This window comes from Paracoccus acridae (genome assembly GCF_014642735.1).
GTDB classification, from domain to species: Bacteria; Pseudomonadota; Alphaproteobacteria; order Rhodobacterales; family Rhodobacteraceae; genus Paracoccus; species Paracoccus acridae.
Map to the genome: position 1 here is coordinate 147,117 of NZ_BMIV01000002.1, position 15,438 is coordinate 162,554.

The window sequence follows — 15,438 nt, forward strand, 5'->3', positions numbered from 1 at the left end:
ACAGAGCTGACCATGACCAGACAACTGATTGCAGGAACGGCGCTGGTGCTGATCGCCGGGGTTGCGGCCCAGGCACAGGATGCGCCGATCAACATCACCACTTATGGCGGTGCCTTCGGGGCGGCCGTGAACGAGGCCTTCGCCAAGCCCTTCACGGCCGAAACCGGCATCCAGACGACGATGGTGGACAATGACAACCCCCCGGCCACGCTGAAGGCGCAGGTCGAGGCAGGCAACATCACCAGCGACGTCTTTGACGTCGAGCAGTCGGACGTCTTGCGGCTGTGCGACGAAGGCCTGATCGAGCCGATCGACCCCGCGTTGCTGCCCGCTGCCGCCGACGGCACCCCCGCGACCGAGGATTACCTGCCCCAGGCGCTTCACGAATGTGCGACGGCGATCATGGTGTGGTCCACGGTCATCGCCTATAACACCGAGGCCTTCCCGGACGGTGCGCCGACGACCGCCGCGGATTTCTTCGACATCCAGAAGTTCCCCGGCAAGCGCGGCATCATCAAGCGTCCGAAATACGCGCTGGAATTCGCCTTGCTGGGCGACGGCGTGCCGGCGGACCAGGTTTACGAGGTCCTTGGCACCCCCGAAGGCGTGGACCGCGCCTTCGCCAAGCTGGACAGCATCAAGGACCAGGTCGTCTGGTGGGAGGCGGGCGCCCAGGCGCCGCAGCTTCTGGCCGACAAGGAAGTGTCGATGACGCTGGCCTATAACGGCCGGATCTTCGACGCCATCGTGGAGGAAAACAGGCCCTTCGCCTTTGTCTGGGACGGGGCGAACCTGGACATGGACTATTGGGTGGTGCCGATGGGGGCGCCCAACAAGGACACGGCGATGAAGTTCATCGCCTTCGCCTCGGACCCGGCGCGGCAGGCGGACCTGTCGAAATACATCGCCTATGGTCCCCCGCGCCAGTCGGCCTCGGCCAGCGTCGGCACCTACAAGGACGGCACGACGGAAATGGCGCCCTATCTGCCCTCGACCCCCGAGAATGCCGCGCGTGCCCTGGTCAATGACGCCGGCTTCTGGGCCGATCACGACGCCGAACTGACCGAGCGGTTCAACAGCTGGCTGGCCGGGGCGTGACCTGACGATCGCTGCCGTCCCGCCAGACGCGGGGCGGCGGCCTTGATACAACCGAGGAATTCATGGCGAACGCTCTTGATCCGCACGCGGCCATTGCGACAACGGCTGGCGGCGTCACCGACGGCGCGCTGCGGACCGCCGACGGCAAGCCGCTTGCGCGCGCCCTGGCGCGGTCGCAATCGCTGGCCCGCCGCCGCGCCTTTCTGCTGGTGCTGCCGCTGCTGGCCTTCATCCTGATCACCTTCGTGGTGCCGATCGGGCAGATGCTGCAGCGATCCTTCTATAACGACGGCTTCTCGGCCAACATGCCGGCGCTGTCGCAATGGTTCGCCGAAAACCCGCGCGGCACCGAACCCGACGAGGCCGCCTGGAGCGCCCTGGCCACGGACCTGCAAGCCGCCGCCGAGGCGCGGACCATCGGCGTCGTCGGCACGCGGATCAACTATGACGTGCCGGGAACACGGTCGCTGTTCACCTCGACCGGGCGCCAGGTGCGGCGCGGGATCGAGCCGCCCTATCAGGCGGCCCTGCTGGAGATCGACGAAAAATGGGGCAATCCCGCCCTGTGGTCCGCCATGCGAGAGGCGTCCAGCCCCGTGACCGGCAACTTCTATCTGGCCGCCGTGGACCGCAAGCGGGACGACACCGGCAGCATCACCCAGGTCGAGGAACGCCAGCAGGTCTATGTGATGCTGTTCATGCGCACCTTCTGGCTGTCGCTGCTGATCACCGCGATCACCTTCGTGCTGGGCTTTCCCATCGCGCATCTTCTGGCGACGCTGCCGATGCGCAAGTCGAACCTGCTGATGATCCTGGTGCTGCTGCCCTTCTGGACCTCGCTTCTGGTCAGGACGACAAGCTGGATGGTGCTGCTGCAACAGCAGGGCGTGATCAACGACATCTTGGTCTGGCTGGGGGTGATCGGGGCCGGGCAGCGGTTGCAGATGATCTATAACCAGACCGGCACGATCATCGCCATGACCCATATCCTGCTGCCCTTCATGATCCTGCCGCTGTATTCCGTGATGCGCACGATCAACCCGTCCTATGTCCGCGCCGCGCGCAGCTTGGGGGCGACAAGCTGGACCGCCTTCCGCCGCGTCTACTTCCCGCAGACGCTGCCGGGCCTAGGGGCGGGGGCGCTTCTGGTGTTCATCCTGGCCGTCGGCTATTACATCACGCCCGCGCTTGTCGGCGGATCGTCGGGCCAGCTGATTTCCAACATGATCGCGATGCACATGACCGACACGCTGAACTGGTCGATGGCGGCGGCGCTTGCCGCGCTACTGCTGGCCTCGGTCCTGCTGCTCTACTGGGTGTATGACCGGATGGTCGGCATCGACAACCTGAAGCTGGGGTGATCCATGGCTGTTCCGACCTATGCAAGCCCGCTGGAGCGCATCTGGCATTACGCCTATCTGGTGATCTGCGGGCTGATCTTCTTCTTCCTGATCGCGCCGATCGTGGTGATCATCCCGCTGTCCTTCAACGCCGAGCCCTATTTCACCTTCACGGAACGGATGCGGTCCTTCGATCCCGAGGGATACAGCCTGCGCTGGTATCGCAGCCTGCTGACCTTCGGGATGCAGAACCCGGATGCGACCGGCTGGGCCTTCTGGTCGGATGCCTGGCAGAATGCGAACTGGGTGAAGGCCGCGAAGAACTCGATCATCATCGGCGTCTTCTCGACCCTGGTGGCGACGGTTCTGGGCACGCTGGCCGCCCTTGGCCTGTCGCGCCCCGAGATGCCCTTCCGCCGGGCGATCATGGCGATCCTGATCTCTCCCATGATCGTGCCGCTGATCATCACGGCGACGGGGATGTTCTTCTTCTATTCGAACCCCTGCGAGCTGCTGGGCATCTTCGGCCTGCCCACGAATTGCGGACGGCTGGCGGGCACCTATGTCGGCGTGATCCTGGCCCATGCGACGCTGGGCATTCCCTTCGTGATCATCACCGTGACCGCGACGCTGGTGGGCTTCGATCAGTCGCTGAACCGGGCGGCGGCATCCCTGGGGGCCAATCCGCGCACGACCTTTTTCCGCGTGACCATGCCGCTGATCCTGCCCGGCGTGATCTCGGGCGCGCTGTTCGCTTTTGTGACCTCGTTCGACGAGGTGGTGGCGGTGCTGTTCATCGCCGGGCCGGAACAGCAGACCATCCCGCGCCAGATGTGGAACGGCATCCGCGAACAGATCAGCCCCGCCATCCTGGCCGTGGCGACGTTGCTGGTGATCTTTTCCATCGCGCTGCTGACCACGGTGGAGTTGTTGCGCCGGCGGTCGGAACGGATCCGGGGCGTGACGCCGCGGTGAAGCCTGGGGGCTTCGCGCCCCCAGACCCCCGCGGGGTATTTGGGCAAGGAAGAAGTCCTAGGGCAGGATCGCCAGCCACATCCAGATCGACAGGACCGAGACGGCCGTGCCGACAAGGACCGTGGTGGCGGCGACCCGCTTGGCGGCGCCATAAAGATTGGCGAAAAGATAGGCGTTCACGCCCGGCGCCATGGCGGCGGTCATCACCGCCGATCGCAGGCCCGCATCGTCCAGGCCGGTGATCCGGGCCAAGGCATAGGCGATACCCGGATGGACCAGCAGCGAACAGGCGCAGCACAGGGCGATGGCGCCCATGTCCCCTTCGGGGCGATAGCGGTAGAGAACGCCCCCCAGGCCGAACAGCGCGGCGGGCAGAGCAGCGTCGGCGATCATCTGGACCGCGGCCCAGAAGCCTTCGGGCATCACCAGTCCCGCCTGTTGCAGCACGTTCATGGTCATGCCCGCCATGATGCCGATCACCAGGGGCGTGCGCAGAACGCCCGTCATGGCGCGCAGGGCGACGCGACCCACCGACAGGCCGCTGCCATGGGCGCGCGTGAACTCCATGAAGGTGATGCCGAAGGTATAAAGCAGCGGCGAATGGATCGCGATGATCGCCCAGTTGCCCGACAGCGAGTCCGGCCCATAGGCGCGTTCCATGATCGGGATGCCCAGCAGCAGGCTGTTAGAGAACAGGCAGACAAAGCCGATCGCCACGCAATCCATGGGCGGGCGGTTGAACAGGTATCGCGCCCCCGCCCAGCCGATGAAGAAGCTGGAAAAGGCACCGATATAGAAGGGAAGCAGCACGGCCGGGCGGAACTCGGCCCCCAGGTCCAGGCGCGACATGGACAGGAACAGCAGCGTGGGCGCGGCGAAGTTCTGGGCGAAGACCATCAGGCCATCGACCGCGCTTTCGCGGAAAAGGCCGCGCCAGGCCACGACATAGCCGAAGCCCACGATCAGGAAGACCGGGACGATGATGGTGAACAGCGCGCTCATAGCGCGGCGGGGTGGTCGGGGGTATCGGCCGTGGCCTCGATCACCATGCCGTCGAAGGCGGGCTGGATATGGTCCGGCGTCGTCGCCGCGACAGTGGCATAGTCCATGTCGATATGCATGTTCGTCAGCACCCCGCGCGGGCATTCGGACCGGGCGATCCAGTCCAGCGCCTGGGCCAGATGCGCATGGCTGGGGTGGGGCTGCGGGCGCAGGGCGTCGCAGACAAAGACCTCGGCCCCGTGGATCAGCGGCCAGGCATCGGGGGGAATCTCCGACACGTCGGGCAGATAGACGATGCCGCCGATGCGCAGGCCCAGGGCGGTGATCTCGCCATGCTGGACGCGGAAGGGGATCAGCGTGATCGGGCCGCCGGGACCGTTCACGGTGATCGGCCCGTCGATCAGGTGCAGGTCGCAGATCGGCGTGTAATAGCTGCCGGGCGGGGTCTTGAAGATATAGCCGAAGCGGTCCAGCAACTGTTCCGAGGTGGGCATGTCGGCCCAGGCGGGGATCAGGCGGCCCGCGTTATAGGCCACCTGCCGCAGGTCGTCGATGCCGTGGATGTGGTCGGCATGGGCATGGGTAAAGACCACCGCGTCCAGCGTTCCGACATTCGCGTCCAGCAGTTGCGGCACCAGGTCCGGGCCGGTGTCGATCAGCACCTGCGTTGTGCCGTCGGGACCGGGGCGTTCCACCAGCAGCGAACAGCGGCGGCGGCGGTTCTTTGGCTCGGCCGGATCGCAGGCGCCCCAGCGGTTTCCCAGCCGGGGCACCCCGCCCGACGAGCCGCAGCCCAGGATCGTCGCCCGGATCATGCCGCGGCCTTCGAAAACAGCCGGTCGAAATTGGCCGAGGTCTGGGCTGCGAATTGCGGGTAATCCATGCCGAAAACCTCGGCCACCAGGGCGGCGGTCTTGGCGACATATGCCGGTTCGTTGCGCTTGCCGCGATGCGGGGGCGGGGCAAGATAGGGGCTGTCCGTTTCCACCAGGATGCGGTCCACGGGCGCTGCGGCGAAGATCGCGCGCAGGTCGCCGGAACGCGGAAAGGCGGCGATCCCCGACATCGACAGGTAGAAGCCCAGATCCAGCGCCGTCTGCGCCAGGGCCGCGCTGGAGGTGAAGCAATGCATCACGCAGGAAAACGCGCCCGCGCGGTGTTCCTCGGTCAGGATGCGGGCCATGTCGTCGTCGGCATCGCGGGAATGGATGATCAGGGGCAGGCCGGTGCGGCGCGCGGCCTCGATATGCACCCTCAGGCTTTCCACCTGCACGGCGGCGCTTTCGGCGGTGTAGTGATAGTCGAGGCCGGTTTCGCCGATGCCCACGAATTTCGGATGGGCGGACAGGGCGACAAGCTGGTCCACCGTCGCCATGGGTTCCTCGGCCGCGCTCATCGGGTGGGTGCCGGCGGCATAGAAGACGCCGTCAAAGCGTTCCGCCAGGGCGCGGACCTGGGGTTCCTGGCGCAGGCGGGTGCAGATCGTGACCATGCGCGTGACGCCTGCCGCGCGGGCGCGGGCGACCAGGGTGTCATGTTCGCCTTCGAAGTCGGGGAAATCCAGATGGCAATGGCTATCGACGATCGGCGTGGGGGATGCCGCTTGGGACATGGATCAACCTTTGGCTGGCAGGGCGGATCGCGCGGGCGGCAGATGCGCCAGTTCGATCAGCATATCCATCACCAGCGCGGAAGGGTCAAGGTTGACCGACCGACCCGTGCGCGCGCGGGCGGACAGCCGGGCCTGCGCATCGGCCCAGGCACGGGCCGCCGCATCGTCGGGCGACAGCCGGGCCAGCAGCGCGCCTTCGCCCTGCGCGGCCTGGGGCATGGGCGGGCCCATCAGCCCGGCCCGCGCGGTGCGCACCAGGAAGCGGTCCAGCACGGTCATGGTCAGGTCGAAGGGATCGCCCTCGGCCCCTGCGCGGCCCGCCGCTGCATCGGCAAAACCCGCCGCGCGCGGACGGTCCAGCCGGGGCAGGGTGCCCATCAGATCCACAAGCTGCTGATAGCGGTCAAGCCCGCCCTGGCCCGCCAGCCGCAAGGCCTCGCCCACCGATCCGTCGGACAGGGCGGCCAGGGCCTCGGCATCCTCGTCGATGCCAAGATGGGCCAGGACATTGCCCATCTGCGCCGGATTCAGCGGCGACAGGCGCAGGGTGCGGCAGCGCGACCGGATGGTGGGCAGAAGGCCCGCAGGCTGGTGCGCGATCATCAGGATCAGCGCATCGGCGGGCGGTTCCTCCAGCACCTTCAGCAGGGCATTGGCGGCGGCGGGGTTCATGTCGTCGGCCGCGTCGATGATGGCGATGCGTCGCCCGCCCTCGGCCGCAGACAGGTGGAAGAAGGACAGCAGGCGACGGATTTCATCCACCGTGATCTGGGCCGACAGGCGCCCCCCCTTGTCGTCCCAGGGGCGGCGGACCAGATGCAGGCGCGGTTCGGACAGGGCGGCGATGCGCCGCGCCTCGGGCGTGTCGGTGGCGCCGAAGGGACCGGTTGCGCCCGACAGCATCCAGCGGGCGATGGCCCAGGCCAGCGTCGCCTTGCCCACGCCGCGCGGGCCGGTCAGCATCCAGGCGTGGTGCAGGCGGCCGCCCTGGGCAGCCTCGATGAATTCGGCAATGGCGCTGTCCTGCCCGATGACGCGGTCCGTGTGGCGCGGATGGGGCGCGCCGGGAACGCGGTCGGGTTCGGGAATGTCGTCGGGATCAGACTTCACAGCGCGGCCCGGATGCGGGCGGCGACATCGCCGGTGCTGCCGCTGCCGTCGATCAGCCGGACCCGGGCGGGAAACTCTTGCGCCAGGGCGCGGAAGCCCTGGGCCAGCCGCTGCTGGAAATCCAGGCCCAGGCTTTCGAAGCGATCCTCGGTCCCGCCGCGCGCATTGCCCCGGCCAAGCGCAGTTTCGGGGTCGAGGTCGATGACAAAGGTCAGGTCGGGTTCGACCCCGATCGCCAGGCCATGCATCCGGTCCACGAGGCCGCGCAACTCGCCCCGTGTCGCGCCCTGGTAAACGCGGGTGCTGTCGGCGAAGCGGTCGGTGATGACGGTCTTTCCGGCGTCCAGGGCCGGGCGGATGGTGCGCTCCAGGTGATCGCGGCGTGCGGCGGTGAACAGCAGGCATTCGGTTTCCGCCGACCAGCGTTCGCCCGCGCCCGTCACCAGCAGGCGGCGGATCTCCTCGGCCCCCGGACTGCCGCCGGGCTCGCGGGTCAGGACGACCTGGCGGCCCTCCGCGCGCAAGGCCTCGGCCAGCAGGCGGGCCTGGGTGGACTTGCCGCAGCCGTCGATTCCCTCGAAGCTGATGAACATCAAAGGCCGGCGGCTTCGACGGCCTTGTGGCCCAGCCGCATCACCGCACCCTTCATGCGCCCGGCAAAACCCGCCTCGGGGATGTCCTCGGCCGCCAGCAGGGGCGTCACCGCATCCTGGGTGCCGGGGACCGAGACGACCAGTTGGCCGATCCGGTCGCCCTTGGCGATGGGGGCCGGGATGGGAGATTCATAAACCGCCTCGACCTTGACCTGGTCCTTGGACCCTGCGGGGATCAGCACGTTCACGCCGTCCTTCGTGGTCAGGCCGACGCGGGGCTTGGTGCCCAGCCAGACGGGCGCCTCAAGCACGGTGTCGCCTGCGGGCACCAGCGTTTCCATGCTGAACTGGCGGAAGGCCCAGTTGACAAGACGCTCGGATTCCTCGGCCCGCGCGGTCTCGGATTGCAGGCCGCTGATGACGAAGATCACCCGGCGCCCGTTCTGCACCGCCGATCCCACCAGGCCATAGCCCGCTTCCTGCGTATGCCCGGTCTTCAGCCCGTCCGCCCCGATGTCCAGCTTCAGGATCGGGTTGCGGTTGAAGCGGTTCGACGGCACCCGGTCCATGTAGCGGAACTCGGTCAGCGAGAAATCGTCGTAATATTGCGGAAAATCCTCGATCAGGTGCATCGCCAGCATGCCCAGATCCTCGGCCGACATGACATGGCCCTCGGCCGGCCAGCCGGTCGAGTTCTTGAAGACCGAATGCTTCAACCCCAGTTCCTTGCCGCGCTGGGTCATCTGGCGGGCAAAGGCTTCCTCGGTCCCGGCCAGCCCTTCGGCCAGCACGACACAGGCGTCGTTGCCGGACAGGACGATCACGCCCTTGATCAGCTGTTCGACCGTGGGCGTGTCGCGGGGTTCCACGAACATCTTGGACCCGCCCATCTGCCAGGCCTTGGTGGACACGGGCAGCGTGTCGGTCAGCTTCAGGCGGCCGTTCTCCAGCGCCTCGAACACCATGTAGAGCGTCATCAGCTTGGACATCGACGCGGGCGGGATCGGCACGTCGGCGTTCTTCGCCATCAGCACCGTGCTGGTGTTGACGTCATAAACCCAAGCCGAGGTTGCCGTTGTCTCGAATGCCTGCGCCGGGGCGGCCAGACACAAAAGGGCGAGAAGCCGCAGCAGGAACGCGCGCATGGAAAGTCCTTTGCCTGTTTGGGGCCGATGGTTACAGCAAGGCCGGGCTTGTCGCAACGCGGGCGGCACAGCTTCCGATAGAATTGATGCTCAGTTGCCCGTCGCCTCGCGCCAGTGACGGCGGCAGAGCGACACATAGGTTTCGTTGCCCCCGACCTGGACCTGCGCCCCTTCGGTGATGGCGCGGCCTTCCTGGTCCCGGCGGATCACCATGGTGGCCTTTCTGCCGCAATGGCAGATGGTGCGGACCTCGCGCAGGTCGTCGGCCAGGGCCAGCAGGGCGGCGGATCCGGGGAACAGCTCGCCGCGGAAATCGACGCGCAGCCCATAGCACATCACCGGGATGCGCAGGTCGTCGGCCACGCGGGCCAGTTGCCAGACCTGGGCCGCGGACAGGAACTGCGCCTCGTCCACGAAGATGCAGGCGCAGTCCGCGCCGCGTTCCCGGATCAGGGCGAACATGTCGGTGCCTTCGTCAAAGGTCAGCGCGTCGTCGCCGATGCCGATGCGGCTGGCGATGCGCCCCTGTCCTGCCCGCCGGTCAAGCGCGGCCGTCAGCAGCAACGTCTGCATCCCGCGTTCGCGGTAATTATAGGACGCCTGCAGCAGCAGCGTGCTCTTGCCCGCGTTCATCGTGGAATAGTGAAAGTAAAGCTTGGCCATGCCGCCAGATAGCCCCGTGCCCAAGGGGCATCAAGGCCACAAGAAAGCCGCAGAGGCGATCCCCTGCGGCTTCTTCGTTGTCAAAATACCCAAAGGGCGACATCGCCCCCGGCGTTACGCCTGCCGGCTTTTCGGCGCACGAGAGGGACGGCGCGCCGGCCGCTTGTTCGCGCCCGCGCCCATCGGCTTGCCGCGCCCGCCGCCCTGGGGTCGGGCCGAGGGTACCGGTCCGACCGGGGGTTCGCCGCCGATGACCGGGATCGCGGCCTTCATGGCCTTTTCGATGGCGCGCAACTCGCCCACCTCGGCCGGGGCGCAGAAGGCCACGGCGCGACCGTCGCGGCCCGCCCGCGCGGTACGCCCGATGCGGTGGACATAGTTTTCGGGCACGTTCGGCAGGTCATAGTTATAGACATGCGCGACTTCGGGGATATCCAGGCCCCGCGCCGCCACATCGGTCGCGACCAGCACCTGGGTCTGCCCCTTGCGGAAGGCGTCGAGCGCGCGTTCCCGCTGGCCCTGCGACTTGTTGCCGTGGATCGCCGCCACCGCGAAGCCCCACTTCTCCAGCAGCTTGGCCAGCTTTTCCGACCCGTGCTTGGTGCGGCCAAAGACCATCGCCAGTTCGCCCGGATGCTTGGACAGGTATTCCGCCAGCAACGTCGCCTTGTCGCCCTGGGTCGTGAAATGCACGCCCTGCTCGATCTTCTTGGCCGCCTGGCCCGGAGGGTTGACGGCGACGCGGACCGGATCGGTCAGATAGGTGTCGGCCAGTTCCTCCATCAGCTTGGGCATGGTGGCGGAAAACAGCAGCGTCTGGCGTTCCTTGGGCAGCATCCGCGCGATCTTGCGCAGCGCATGGATGAAGCCGATGTCCAGCATCTGGTCGGCCTCGTCCAGCACCAGATAGGTGGTGGCCTCAAGGCTGATCGCGCGACGCTCGATCAGATCCATCAGCCGGCCCGGCGTGGCGATCAGCACATCGACGCCGCGCGACAGCCGTTCCGTCTGCACGTTGATGGACGCGCCGCCGACGACGCGGAACGACCGGATCGGCGTGCCTTCGGCATAGGCGTCGATATTGGTGGCGATCTGCGTCGCCAGTTCGCGGGTCGGCGCCAGGATCAGGGCGCGGCAGGTCCGGGGATCGGGCTTCTTGCCGAAGTTGATCAGCCGGGTCAGCATCGGCAGGCCGAAGGCCGCCGTCTTGCCGGTGCCGGTCTGCGCCAGGCCCAGCACGTCACGGCCCTTGACGATCGCCGGAATGGCCTCGTCCTGGATCGGCGTGGGCTTGGTCAGCCCCATCGCGGCCACATTGGCGTTGATGCGGTGGTCGATGCCCATGTCGGCAAAGGGACCGGTGGGCAGCGGATCGCGCGCAGGCGCCCGGCGCCCTTCGTTCGCGTCGAAATTGGGCAGGTTGCGGGGCCGGGGCTTCTGGCCGCGCGACGGGCGGCGGGTATTGGTCTGTTCCATCAAAAACTTTCGTGCCGCGTCCCCCGTATCGGACGCAAGGCAATGGCCGCGACGGTGCGCGGCGTTCAGCAGGGATGCGGGCGTGATACGAGGGTGCCCACAAGCCTCCCCGCGTGAATGGGAAACTGGAATGGATGCCGAACCCTGGGGCGAAAACGCGGCTGCTCACGCGGCAGCAGGCATCGGCCAGACCCACATGGGGCCTTTTGACGTGCAAGTCAAGGACATTGGCATGAAGCACCCCGATGCAGCTCGATGCGGCGCTCGCGTTAATCTTGATTAAGACTTTTTCTGGCGGAGTTGATTGCCCGATGGCACATTCGTGGCCAATTCCGACGTGTTTGCCAACCAGTTACAGTTTTGCAGGATACCACATGGCAAGGATCTGGGCCAATTACGGCATCGACAGCCTTTCGATCGACCTGAATTTCTACGATCGGCATTTCTACGACCATTTCTTTCTGGACAACCAGTACGAACGGTACAATGGCAGGACGTATCAGGATGTCTATGCCATCAACGGCTATGACGGCGATGACGACCTGATCGTGGCCTTCGGGGGACAGGGTATCCGGTTTGACGGCTGGGGCAATGTCGCAGGGGGCACGGTCACCGGCTTGCTGGAAAGCTTCTATGACGGCGGCGATATCTGGTGGGCGCAGGATTTCTCGGTTTCCGCGGTCAGCCTTTACAAGGTTGGCCTGACTTACGGAAATGCCGATGACCGCGCCCTGCTGTCCTCGATCATGGCGGGTGCGGACACGATCAACCTCAGCGCCTATGACGACCGCTTCGAGGGGTGGGGCGGCAATGACCAGATGTTCGGCCATGGCGGGAACGATACGCTGATCGGCGGCTTGGGGAACGACATGCTGAACGGCGGCGCGGGCGCCGACCGGCTGCTGGGCGGGAACGGCCATGACCGCCTGATCGGCGCCATGGGCAGCGATTACCTAGAGGGCGGGTTGGGCAGCGACACGCTGGAAGGCGGGGCGGGCCGCGACCAGATGTTCGCCGGGGCCGATGCGGTCCGGGACGTGTTCATCTTTCGCGCGCCGGGTGAAACCGCCGTCGGCGCACAACGCGACCAGATCCATCAGTTCAGGCCGGGTCAGGACGATATCGACCTTTCGCTGATCGACGCCAATGTCGCGCGCGCCGGAAATCAGGCCTTTGCCTTTGCCGGCACGACCCCCGCCGCCCATGCTGTCTGGTATGCCAAGGCAGCCGGCGGCGTGATCGTGCGCGGCGACCTGAACGGCAACAAGATCGCCGACTTCGAGATCTGGGTGGATGACGCAACACGCCTGGGCGCGACCGACTTCATCCTCTAGGCGCGGTCGGCCGTGTCCAGCCAGATCGTGACCGGCCCGTCATTCGTCAGCCGGACCTTCATGTCCGCGCCGAAGCTGCCGGTCTGGACCGGGATCCCCTGCGCGGCAAGGCTGGCCGCGAAATGTTCGTAAAGCCGCCGCCCGTCATCGGGCGCGGCGGCGGATGAAAAGCCGGGGCGGTTGCCGGTGCGGGTGTCGGCGGCCAGGGTGAACTGGCTGATCACCAAAGCGCCGCCGCCCACGTCCAGCAGCGACCGGTTCATCCGCCCCTGATCGTCGCGGAAGATGCGCAGCTTGGCCACGCGCAGCGCAAGCTTGTCGGCGGCGCCTTCGTCGTCGCCCGCCATGGCGCAGACCAGGATCAGCAGGCCCGGCCCGGTGCGGCCGATGATCGCGCCGTCCACCTCGACCTCGGCCTCGGTCACGCGTTGCACCAGGGCGCGCATCAGCCCAGCATGATCCCGGTGATGACCAGCAGCAGCCCGATCATCGACAGCGCCAGCGCACCCATGTTCACCGCGATCACCGGCCGCATCCTTTGGCGCAAGGCGTCGTCGTCAAGGCCCGCCCGGCGGGCGCGGGCCACCGTCAGGACGCACCAGATCAGCGCCGCGACCCCCGCCAGCGTCAGTGCCGCCCCGCCCCAGATCAGCCCGTCGAAAACCGTCATCGCACACCCCCGCCGATATCCGTGCCAGCGCCCTAGCGGCGATTGCGCCGCGCGGCAAGACCGCCTAACAGGTGCGGCAAAGAACGAGCAGGACCAAACGGAAGGAATCGCGATGATGGACGATCAGGCCTACAGCGTGGCGGCGGACGAGCTGCGCCAGTTCATCGAGCAGTTCGAGCAGCTGGAAGCGGAGAAGAAGGACATCGCCGAACGCCAGAAAGAGGTGATGGCCGAGGCCAAGGCCCGCGGCTATGACACCAAGGTGATGAAGAAGATCGTGGCCCTGCGCAAGCGCGACCGCGACGACATCGCCGAGGAAGAGGCCATCCTGGAGATGTACAAGCAGGCGCTTGGCATGGGCTGACGCCCTTATTCCTTTGACTTCCCCCGTCTGATCCCCTATGCACGCCCTTCGGCTTCGGATTTCCGGGGCGGCGGACCACGGGAGATGTCTGTCGCAAGGATCGCGGTGCCTTCACGGGTGTCCGCACCCCCCATTCTGGCGAAGACATGACAGACATTACGATAGCCGCGCCCTTGGCAGCGGCCCTGGCGGCCAAGGGCTATGCCAGCCTCACCTCGGTTCAGCAAGCGGTTCTGGAAAGCGATGCGCAGGGCCGGGACATGCTGGTTTCGGCGCAGACCGGATCGGGCAAGACCGTGGCCTTCGGCCTGGCCATCGCGCCGCAATTGCTGGACGGCGACAGCCTGCCCGATGCCGTGGCGCCCATGGGCCTTGCCATCGCCCCGACGCGCGAACTGGCCCTGCAGGTCGCGGCCGAACTGGGCTGGCTTTATGCCCAGGCGGGCGCCCGCATCGCAACCTGCGTGGGCGGCATGGATTACCGTACCGAACGCCGCGCCCTGGAACGCGGCGCCCATATCGTCGTGGGCACGCCGGGCCGGTTGCGCGACCATATCGAACGCGGGTCGCTGGACCTGTCCGCCCTGCGTGTCGCCGTTCTGGACGAAGCGGACGAGATGCTGGACCTGGGTTTCCGCGAGGATCTGGAATTCATCCTGCAATCCGCGCCCGAAGACCGGCGCACGCTGATGTTCTCGGCCACGGTGCCGCCTGCGATCGAGCATCTGGCGACGACGTTCCAGCAGGATGCCCTGCGGATCCAGGCCCAGGGCGAATCGCGCCAGCATGGCGACATCGAATACCGCGCCTTTACCGTGGCGGCCCGTGACCGCGAGCCTGCGATCTTCAACATCCTGCGCCTGCACGAGGCACGCACCGCGATCATCTTCTGCAAGACGCGGGCCAATGTCAGCCATCTTCTGGCCCGCATGGGCAATCGCGGCTTCAAGGCCGTGGCCCTGTCGGGCGAACTGAGCCAGCAGGAACGGACCCACGCCTTGCAGGCCCTGCGCGACGGACGCGCGCAGGTCTGCGTGGCGACCGACGTGGCCGCGCGCGGCATCGACCTGCCGGGGCTGGAACTGGTGATCCATGCCGACCTGCCGACGAATTCCGAAACGCTGCTGCACCGGTCGGGCCGGACCGGGCGGGCAGGGGCCAAGGGCGTCTCTGCGCTGATCGTCATGCCGTCCGAACTGCGCAAGGCGCAGATGCTGCTGAAGCGCGCCAAGGTCGAGGCGACTTGGGGTCCGGCACCCTCGGCCGACGAGGTCCGGGCCCAGGACGACACGCGGATGCTGGACCACCCCGCCTTGCACAACGCCGCCGAGGACGACGGAGACATGGCCCGGACGCTGCTGGACCGGTTCGGCGCCGAACGCCTGGCCCAGGCCTTTGTCAGCCTGTGGCGCGAAGGCCGCCCGGCGCCCGAGGAACTGACCGTCCTGCAGGACCGTGCCCCTGCGGCGGCGCGCGAACGCCCGCCCTTCGGCGAGGCGGTGTGGTTCTCGCTCTCGGTCGGCCATACCGGCCGGGCCGAGGCCCGCTGGCTTTTGCCCAAGATCTGCGACGGTGGCGGCATCAACCGCGATGTCATCGGCGCGATCCGCGTCCGCGAAGACGAGAGCTTCGTCCAGATCGCCGTGGCCCAGGCCGACAGGTTCGGCAAGACGATGGAACTTGAACCGGGCCTGACCATGCGGCGCCTGGACGGAGAGCCCGACCTGAACCGCGCCCCACGGCCGGCCGAGGCTCGTCCCCCGCGCCGCAAGCCCGATCCCGAGTGGAAAAAGCCCCAGCGCGTCGAAAGCCAGGGTGAGGCGCCCGCCAAGGTCCGCAGCAAGCCCCGCTGGACGGCCGAGGAACGCAGCGCCAAGGCGGCGGCCCGCCCCGGCGGCGCGAAGGCCGGTGCGCACAAGGCGGCCGGCGGCAAGGATCGCGGCGCCAAGTTCGCGGCGCCCCGCAAGGACAAGCCGCGCAAGGGCGGACGCTGAAAGCAGGTGCGGCATCTCCCCGCTTGGGGGGATGCTTGCGCAGGATTGGTTAACAAATTCTG

The 15,438-nt window shown here is 67.1% G+C and carries 17 protein-coding genes; 7 read left to right on the forward strand and 10 right to left on the reverse strand.

The features are described from left to right. Positions 1 to 12: 12 nt before the first annotated feature. The 3 genes from IEX25_RS03805 to IEX25_RS03815 all read left to right on the forward strand — a co-directional run bounded on the left by IEX25_RS03805 (position 13) and on the right by IEX25_RS03815 (position 3,413). A complete protein-coding gene (locus tag IEX25_RS03805) occupies positions 13 to 1,098 on the forward strand; it encodes an ABC transporter substrate-binding protein (RefSeq protein WP_188714097.1) in 1,086 nt (361 codons plus the stop codon). A gap of 62 nt (positions 1,099 to 1,160) precedes the next feature. After that, a complete protein-coding gene (locus IEX25_RS03810) occupies positions 1,161 to 2,459 on the forward strand; it encodes an ABC transporter permease (RefSeq protein WP_188714098.1) in 1,299 nt (432 codons plus the stop codon). A 3-nt stretch (positions 2,460 to 2,462) separates the two neighbouring features. After that, a complete protein-coding gene (locus IEX25_RS03815) occupies positions 2,463 to 3,413 on the forward strand; it encodes an ABC transporter permease (protein ID WP_188714099.1) in 951 nt (316 codons plus the stop codon). A gap of 57 nt (positions 3,414 to 3,470) precedes the next feature. Here the strand turns inward: IEX25_RS03815 and IEX25_RS03820 are convergent, their stop codons facing one another. The 8 genes from IEX25_RS03820 to IEX25_RS03850 form a co-directional block, all read right to left on the reverse strand. After that, positions 3,471 to 4,415: an AEC family transporter gene (locus tag IEX25_RS03820; protein WP_188714100.1), complete on the reverse strand. Its 945-nt coding sequence runs from the start codon at positions 4,413 to 4,415 to the stop codon at positions 3,471 to 3,473. Further along, positions 4,412 to 5,230 carry an MBL fold metallo-hydrolase gene (locus IEX25_RS03825; RefSeq protein WP_188714101.1) on the reverse strand — a complete coding sequence of 273 codons (819 nt, stop codon included), beginning with the start codon at positions 5,228 to 5,230 and terminating at the stop codon, positions 4,412 to 4,414. The genes IEX25_RS03820 and IEX25_RS03825 overlap by 4 nt, the downstream gene beginning before the upstream one ends. Further along, on the reverse strand, positions 5,227 to 6,027 hold the full coding sequence (locus tag IEX25_RS03830) for a TatD family hydrolase (RefSeq protein WP_188714102.1): 801 nt from the start codon (positions 6,025 to 6,027) through the stop codon (positions 5,227 to 5,229). Before IEX25_RS03830 ends, IEX25_RS03825 begins: the two co-directional genes overlap by 4 nt. A gap of 3 nt (positions 6,028 to 6,030) precedes the next feature. Continuing rightward, positions 6,031 to 7,137, reverse strand: a complete 1,107-nt coding sequence (locus tag IEX25_RS03835; RefSeq protein ID WP_229665027.1) for a DNA polymerase III subunit delta' — start codon at positions 7,135 to 7,137, stop codon at positions 6,031 to 6,033. Continuing rightward, a complete protein-coding gene (gene tmk, locus IEX25_RS20035; RefSeq protein ID WP_229665028.1) occupies positions 7,134 to 7,730 on the reverse strand; it encodes a dTMP kinase in 597 nt (198 codons plus the stop codon). Before tmk ends, IEX25_RS03835 begins: the two co-directional genes overlap by 4 nt. Further along, on the reverse strand, positions 7,730 to 8,875 hold the full coding sequence (locus IEX25_RS03840; RefSeq protein ID WP_188714104.1) for a D-alanyl-D-alanine carboxypeptidase family protein: 1,146 nt from the start codon (positions 8,873 to 8,875) through the stop codon (positions 7,730 to 7,732). Before IEX25_RS03840 ends, tmk begins: the two co-directional genes overlap by 1 nt. A gap of 90 nt (positions 8,876 to 8,965) precedes the next feature. Beyond that, positions 8,966 to 9,538, reverse strand: a complete 573-nt coding sequence (locus tag IEX25_RS03845; RefSeq protein WP_188714105.1) for a thymidine kinase — start codon at positions 9,536 to 9,538, stop codon at positions 8,966 to 8,968. A gap of 114 nt (positions 9,539 to 9,652) precedes the next feature. Next, positions 9,653 to 10,882 (reverse strand): DEAD/DEAH box helicase, encoded by a 1,230-nt coding sequence (locus IEX25_RS03850; protein WP_229665059.1) that lies wholly within the window; start codon positions 10,880 to 10,882, stop codon positions 9,653 to 9,655. A 262-nt stretch (positions 10,883 to 11,144) separates the two neighbouring features. On the opposite strand from IEX25_RS03850, the gene IEX25_RS03855 reads away from it, so the two are divergent. Then, positions 11,145 to 11,297 (forward strand): hypothetical protein, encoded by a 153-nt coding sequence (locus IEX25_RS03855; protein WP_188714107.1) that lies wholly within the window; start codon positions 11,145 to 11,147, stop codon positions 11,295 to 11,297. 91 nt (positions 11,298 to 11,388) lie between these two features. Further along, positions 11,389 to 12,348: a calcium-binding protein gene (locus IEX25_RS20295; RefSeq protein ID WP_188714108.1), complete on the forward strand. Its 960-nt coding sequence runs from the start codon at positions 11,389 to 11,391 to the stop codon at positions 12,346 to 12,348. On the opposite strand, the gene dtd is transcribed toward IEX25_RS20295, so the two are convergent. Next, complete coding sequence (gene dtd, locus IEX25_RS03865; protein ID WP_188714109.1) at positions 12,345 to 12,794, reverse strand: D-aminoacyl-tRNA deacylase; 450 nt, start codon at positions 12,792 to 12,794, stop codon at positions 12,345 to 12,347. The two genes, IEX25_RS20295 and dtd, sit on opposite strands and share 4 nt — an antisense overlap. After that, positions 12,794 to 13,018 carry a hypothetical protein gene (locus tag IEX25_RS03870; RefSeq protein ID WP_188714110.1) on the reverse strand — a complete coding sequence of 75 codons (225 nt, stop codon included), beginning with the start codon at positions 13,016 to 13,018 and terminating at the stop codon, positions 12,794 to 12,796. The genes dtd and IEX25_RS03870 overlap by 1 nt, the downstream gene beginning before the upstream one ends. Positions 13,019 to 13,130: 112 nt before the next feature. Here IEX25_RS03870 and IEX25_RS03875 point away from each other — a divergent pair, with 112 nt between their 5' ends. Continuing rightward, on the forward strand, positions 13,131 to 13,382 hold the full coding sequence (locus IEX25_RS03875; protein WP_103172693.1) for a DUF2312 domain-containing protein: 252 nt from the start codon (positions 13,131 to 13,133) through the stop codon (positions 13,380 to 13,382). A gap of 146 nt (positions 13,383 to 13,528) precedes the next feature. After that, on the forward strand, positions 13,529 to 15,376 hold the full coding sequence (locus tag IEX25_RS03880) for a DEAD/DEAH box helicase (RefSeq protein WP_188714111.1): 1,848 nt from the start codon (positions 13,529 to 13,531) through the stop codon (positions 15,374 to 15,376). The last annotated feature ends 62 nt before the right edge of the window (positions 15,377 to 15,438 follow it).

Excerpts from the sequence above, each read along its gene's own strand:
- IEX25_RS03805 (WP_188714097.1), top strand. The coding sequence starts at position 13 with ATGACCAGACAACTGATTGCAGGAACGGCGCTGGTGCTGATCGCCGGG.
- IEX25_RS03870 (WP_188714110.1), bottom strand. The coding sequence starts at position 13,018 with ATGACGGTTTTCGACGGGCTGATCTGGGGCGGGGCGGCACTGACGCTG.
- dtd (WP_188714109.1), bottom strand. The coding sequence starts at position 12,794 with ATGCGCGCCCTGGTGCAACGCGTGACCGAGGCCGAGGTCGAGGTGGAC.
- tmk (WP_229665028.1), bottom strand. The coding sequence starts at position 7,730 with ATGTTCATCAGCTTCGAGGGAATCGACGGCTGCGGCAAGTCCACCCAG.
- IEX25_RS03820 (WP_188714100.1), bottom strand. The coding sequence starts at position 4,415 with ATGAGCGCGCTGTTCACCATCATCGTCCCGGTCTTCCTGATCGTGGGC.
- IEX25_RS03825 (WP_188714101.1), bottom strand. The coding sequence starts at position 5,230 with ATGATCCGGGCGACGATCCTGGGCTGCGGCTCGTCGGGCGGGGTGCCC.
- IEX25_RS03880 (WP_188714111.1), top strand. The coding sequence starts at position 13,529 with ATGACAGACATTACGATAGCCGCGCCCTTGGCAGCGGCCCTGGCGGCC.
- IEX25_RS03845 (WP_188714105.1), bottom strand. The coding sequence starts at position 9,538 with ATGGCCAAGCTTTACTTTCACTATTCCACGATGAACGCGGGCAAGAGC.
- IEX25_RS03875 (WP_103172693.1), top strand. The coding sequence starts at position 13,131 with ATGATGGACGATCAGGCCTACAGCGTGGCGGCGGACGAGCTGCGCCAG.
- IEX25_RS03850 (WP_229665059.1), bottom strand. The coding sequence starts at position 10,882 with ATGGGCATCGACCACCGCATCAACGCCAATGTGGCCGCGATGGGGCTG.
- IEX25_RS03815 (WP_188714099.1), top strand. The coding sequence starts at position 2,463 with ATGGCTGTTCCGACCTATGCAAGCCCGCTGGAGCGCATCTGGCATTAC.
- IEX25_RS03810 (WP_188714098.1), top strand. The coding sequence starts at position 1,161 with ATGGCGAACGCTCTTGATCCGCACGCGGCCATTGCGACAACGGCTGGC.
- IEX25_RS03840 (WP_188714104.1), bottom strand. The coding sequence starts at position 8,875 with ATGCGCGCGTTCCTGCTGCGGCTTCTCGCCCTTTTGTGTCTGGCCGCC.
- IEX25_RS03830 (WP_188714102.1), bottom strand. The coding sequence starts at position 6,027 with ATGTCCCAAGCGGCATCCCCCACGCCGATCGTCGATAGCCATTGCCAT.
- IEX25_RS20295 (WP_188714108.1), top strand. The coding sequence starts at position 11,389 with ATGGCAAGGATCTGGGCCAATTACGGCATCGACAGCCTTTCGATCGAC.
- IEX25_RS03855 (WP_188714107.1), top strand. The coding sequence starts at position 11,145 with ATGGATGCCGAACCCTGGGGCGAAAACGCGGCTGCTCACGCGGCAGCA.